Origin of the sequence: Leucobacter sp. UT-8R-CII-1-4 (assembly GCF_030010235.1) — a bacterium.
In the GTDB taxonomy this organism is placed as follows: domain Bacteria; phylum Actinomycetota; class Actinomycetes; order Actinomycetales; family Microbacteriaceae; genus Leucobacter.
In genome coordinates this window covers 1-4476 of sequence record NZ_JASCRS010000007.1, presented here as the reverse complement: position 1 = coordinate 4476, position 4476 = coordinate 1, and the positions used below count along the sequence as shown (strand labels likewise).

At 60.6% G+C, this 4476-nt stretch carries 1 protein-coding gene; it reads left to right on the top strand.

The window, feature by feature from the left end; translation table 11 throughout:
* A partial coding sequence (locus tag QBL02_RS13780) for a DUF6531 domain-containing protein (protein WP_282727018.1) occupies positions 1–4476 on the top strand: 4476 nt, incomplete at both ends.

Here is a 4476-nt window from a genome sequence, read left to right as displayed (position 1 = left end):
GGTGCTGACCCGGTGTCGTTCTCGACAGGCAACCTGATCGAGAGCGAGCCGCTGTTTACGCTCGACGGGCCAGGTGCGCAGCAGCTTGAACTTGGGCTGGTCTACAACTCGCAAGACGGCAGACTCACCAGAACAGGTGCCGGCTGGTCGTTCGGCTTAGGCAGCCGGGCTCAACGTTTTGATGACGGTTCGGTGCTCGTGGTGCGCGGCGACGGCGCAAGTTTCGTATTCAACAAGAACAGCACGAACGGGTACACGGGGGAGACCGGGCTGGGCCTTACCCTCTCCGAAGCTGGCGGCGGGGTGCTGGAACTCAAATCTGATGCCGGTGAGGTGTGGCGCTATGACGCCTCAGATATTGAGGGGATCGGTGAACTCATCTCGCAGACCGACCGGCAAGGCAACACCACCACGCTCAGCTATGGGGCGCCGACAGCGACCCAGAATTTTCTGCCGCTGACCGCGATCACTGACGCGGCAGGGCAGAAGGTGACGGTGCAAAATGATGCGCTTGGCAAGATCACCTCGTTCACGCACCCGGACGGCAGGGTGTGGCGACTCGCGTATGACGGCGGTCAAAACCTGGTGAGTATTACCGCGCCAGACGGCGGCGTACGCGCATTCAGCTATGACAGTGCACACCGAATGCTGACCGCGAAAGACGCGGTAGGCGATACCTACCTGAAGAATGAATACGACAGTGCTGGTCGTGTGGTGAAGCAGTGGGATTCCGAACAGAATCTGCGCACCTTCACCTACGGCAACGGTGTCACGACGTATACCGATAACGAGGGCGGGACGCATCTCTTCGAGTGGGATAGCCGTGCACGTATTACCGGGATCACCGATGCTGCGGGTGGGCGTACCGAGTTCACATTCGACACAGCCAACCGGGTCACTGAAGCAGTCGAGCCCGACGGTGGCATAACAACGTACGAGTATGACTCGTACGGGAACGTGACGCGTGAAACGCGACCTGACGGGAGTGTGTGGCGATCCACCTGGACCCCAACGGGTGAGTTGCTCACGCAGACCGATCCACTCGGGCGGACCGTCACCCACACGGTAAACGAGAAGGGTCTACGCACGCGGACTGTGCAAGCAGATGGCGGCGCGATCGACTACGCCTACACGACGACAGGGGATCTGGCAGAGATCATCTGGCCCTCTGGCGCGATCGAGACGTTCAACTATGACGGGCGCGGAAACCTCACCAAGCGGGTGTCGCCAGCAGGGGTGGCGAGCTTCTACGAGTACGACACCGCGAACCGCCTCACACGCGAATACAACGCGAACGGCATCGTGTGGAGTTACGAATACGATGCGGCCGACAACGTGAAGACCCGTACCGATGCGCTCGGCAACGTGTCGCGGTATAGCTACGACCGAAACGGGCACCTGCTTTCGGCGATCGCGCCTGATGGTGGGGTGACGACGTATACGTGGGACAGCCTGTTCCGGGTCGCGAGCGTGACCGATGCCGAGGGCGGCACGACCACGTACCGGTACAACAGGGAAGACGCACTTGTGGCAACCATCGACCCGATGGGGGCCGAGACTCTGCGCGAGGTCGACCCGATTGGCCGCGTGACGGCGGTGACCGACCCGCTCGGCGGTGTATGGCAGGCAGAACTTGACCGGGCAGGGAGAAAAGTCGCCGAAACCGACGCGGCAGGCAACACCACCCGATCGAACTACGACGCGGCAGGCAGGCCCACCAAGGTCACTGATGCCGAGGGTGGCGAGTGGAGCTACGAATATGATGCGGTCGGCAACCTCGTGTCCCAGACCGATCCGCTCGGCGGCGTAGCCACGATCGCGTATGACCTGATGGGTCGGGTCACCTTCGTGACTGACGCTGACGAACGTACGACCGAGTTTGTGTATGACGCAGACGGCGGCCTGATCGCGGTGATCGACCCGGTGGGGGCGGCGACTGGGTTCGTGCTTGATGCTGACGGGCAGATACTCGAATCAACCAACGCTCTCGGCGAGACGACCAGGTACGACTATGGCTCGCTTGGCCAACTCGTGAGCGTCACGAACCCGCTTAGTGCAGTGACGAGCTATGAGTATGACGCGGCTGGCCGGGTGGCATCGGTGACTGATGCGGTCGGTGCGGTGACAAGCTTTGAATACGATGCCGTAGGCAGGCAGACCGCAGTGATTGATGCTGACGGGAACCGGAGCGAGAAACGATACGACCTTGCCGGGCGGGTCGTCGCTGCGGTGGACGGTGCCGGCGGAACAACCCGGTATGAATATGATTTCGCGGGTCGGCAGACCGCGACGATCGATGCTGATGGGCGGGTGACCCGGTATGAGTATGACGATGCCGGGCAGCTGGTCGCGGTGGTAGAAGGGTACGAGGCCGGTGGGAATGTGTCGGGTGGCCTTGGCAGTGAACCGCGTGACCCGGCAGGCCTTATAGACCCAGACGAGACGGCACCGATCGTGAATGTCGATACGAATGTGCGCACCGAATACGAATACACCAAAAACGGGCTGCTTGCGCTGATTCGTAATCCGAACGGTGACGTGACTCGGTATGAGTATGACCGGGCGGGCAGGCGGACACTGATGCGTGGCGCTGATGGCGTGGTGACCACGAGCGAGTATGACCTTGCTGGGCGTGTGGTCGCACAAACGAACGCGAATGGGCAGGTGGTGAAAACCAGCTATTCGGCGGGCGGTGATGTGTTGAAACAGGAAACACAAATGAACACCGTGTGGTTTGAATACGACGGTGCTGGGCGGCCCATCGTGATGAGCGAACCGCTCGGCATCACCATATGGCGCTACGACGAGGTGGGCCGAATGACGGCAGAAACCGGTGTCGACGGCAACACGACCAGAGCAAGCTATGACACTGCCGGGCAGCTGATCGAACTCGCAAGCGCTGATGTCCGTTCAGGGAGCAGCCTCACGGGTGGTGATGACGGTGTCGGGTACCGGGTGAAGTATTCGTACGACCAGGCTGGGCGCATGAGTGGTCTGCAATCGTCGTGGGGTCAAACCTCGTACGGCTACACGCCTGCCGGGTTGTTGCGTGAAATTGTGCGCGGTGACGGAGTGCGCACGGAGCTTACGCACGATGGTGCTGGCCGGGTGACGAGCATGATCCATGCTGAGCAGTTGGCTGGGTTACAGATTGAATCAGCCGCGGCGTATAACGGGCTTAGCGAGCCACTTGATGGTGGTGCTGACGGTCTGCTTGAGGTGCCGCCAGGCCGCCAACCACTCAATCCAAAGCGTGACGCGCAAATGTGTGCCGCTGACGGTGTCGCTTCGTATCTTGACGGGCATGCGCTGCCGAATCTTGAGGGCGAAGACAAGTTCTGCGTGAAAACCGGCGACTATCTGAAACGACGTATCGCGCCGCAGCCACATGATCCGGTGGGTCTTGGCGGCGCGCTCAAGTTTGACTACAGCTACACGCCTGCCGGGAAAGTTGCGACGACTGATCGTACGCTGCTTGAGGTGCCGGGCTTTGATCCCGAAGCGGATCTTGATCCCGGGTTTGACGTAGACCCGATCCTTACAACCGGGGGAGTCGCCGCTGTTGCGTTTGATGATGTGCTGCCTGTTGAACCGGTATCTCCCGAGCCGGTGTCGCAATCGCATCAGGAACTCAGTTACGACGGTCTGGGCCGGCTGGTCGGCGCGACCGCCACGCAGTTACTCACCGATACCGGCGACCCAGAAGCGGTCGCTCAGTCTCGTTTCGTGTATGACGGGGCAGGGAATCGCCTGCTCGCTGAAACTGCCACGAACGATGTGGTGAGCACGCTCACACAACAGTTCGGGCCCGGCAACAAGCTGCTGTCGTCGCAAACCTCAAAACTCGATATAGCGAGTGACGAAACAAGCTTCGAACAGCGCAATTACAGCTACGACCCAGTAGGCAGACGCACGGCAGTATCTGGTGCCGAGAATGCGACGTATGGGTATGACTGGCGTAACGAGCCGACCCGCACGAGTGATGATGTGAGCAGCACACGGGTCACGTATGACGGGCTTGGTCGCCCGGTGTCTCGCGAAGCTGAGACGAAGTACAGCAACGAAGCGGTCACGTCGTCGTTCTTTGGTGGTGCGCAACTCGGGTCGGTATCGACCCTACATGGTGCTTCGTCGAATGTGTGGGGTGTGTTCGGGCAGCTTGCCGGGATCGATTCTGAGGTGACGGGCGAAGCGCGTTGGGCACTTCTTGACCGGTTGGGTTCGGTTGTAGCTGAGGCTGGCGGTGTTGCTGATGTGGTGGATGCGGATATTCGCGAGCTCGCCTCGTATGCCGAGTTTGGTCTGCCGAGCTATGAGACCGATGGGTTTACCAGCCCGTACGGATATACCGGTGAGCTTCAAGATGCGGGTACTGGTGTGGTCGCGTTTGGTTCGCGTTCCTATGATGCGGCATCTGGTTCGTGGATGGCTCCTGACGCGTGGCCTGGGTTGCTGGTGCAGCCGCAGTCGTTGAAC